Source organism: Flavobacterium sp. HBTb2-11-1 (assembly GCF_009826975.1).
In the GTDB taxonomy this organism is placed as follows: Bacteria; Bacteroidota; Bacteroidia; order Flavobacteriales; family Flavobacteriaceae; genus Flavobacterium.
This window is the reverse complement of sequence record NZ_WUMO01000026.1, coordinates 1-948: the sequence shown is the minus strand read 5'-3', so window position 1 is coordinate 948 and position 948 is coordinate 1. Positions and strand designations below refer to the sequence as shown.

Below are 948 nucleotides of genomic sequence, written 5' to 3'. Positions count from 1 at the left end.
TATTTAGAGAAGTATCGTTTTCTGATAAAAGAATATGAGCAGGTAAAAAATAAGACCCATCCAATGCATAAAAAAGCAATGGATTTTTACACAGCAAACGACACGTGCAGAAAAAGCTTCTTAAAGTACTATAATCGCTATAAGCAGAGCGGAAAACCTTTGGATCTGCTGCCGCAGAAGCGGGGGCCAAAATATAAAACCAGACGCCCTTTGCCGTTCATAGAGCAAAAAGTGATTGAATTAAGAGAAAAAGGAAACAACAGATATGAAATTGTTAGTATCTTAAATCCCAAATTAGGAAAACATACACCATCATATTCTGGAGTTTACAATATTTTAAAGCGGCATAAAATAAACAGATTAACTCCGAAGATTAAAAAGAATCATCAAAAAATAATCAAGGAAAGAATGGGACAGCTGGGTCATATTGATTGTCATTATTTAAGCAAAAGTATAATTCGTGGAGAAAACAAAAAACTCTATTTAGTCTGTGTAATTGATGATTACAGCCGTATTGCCTGGGCAGAATTGGTTCCCGACATTACCAGCTTAACCGTAATGTTTGCTTCATTAAAATGCTTAAACATCTTAAGCAGCCATTATGAAATAAAATTTGAAGAGATTTTATCTGATAATGGAGCTGAGTTTGGAATTAGAACCAGCAAGGTAAAAAACCAGCATCCTTTCGAAAGAATGCTGATGGAGCTCGGGATCGTACACAGATACACCAGACCTTACCGACCACAGACAAACGGCAAGGTGGAGAGGTTTTGGAGAACTCTGGAAGAGGATTTATTGCGAGATGCTGATTTTGATTCTCAAGAAGAACTAAAAGAGGAATTGCTGCAATATTTATATTATTACAATCATGAAAGACCACATCAGGGAATTGATGGAAAAAAGCCAATCGAAATGATAAATCCGTTACCGAAATAAGTAACTTTTACA

Annotated in this window: 1 protein-coding gene; it reads left to right on the top strand. The window is 35.7% G+C overall.

What is annotated here, in order from left to right; translation table 11 throughout:
- A partial coding sequence (locus GR162_RS22080) for an integrase core domain-containing protein (RefSeq protein WP_237421413.1) occupies nucleotides 1-936 on the top strand: 936 nt, incomplete at its 5' end.
- Between the last annotated feature and the right edge of the window lie 12 nt (nucleotides 937-948).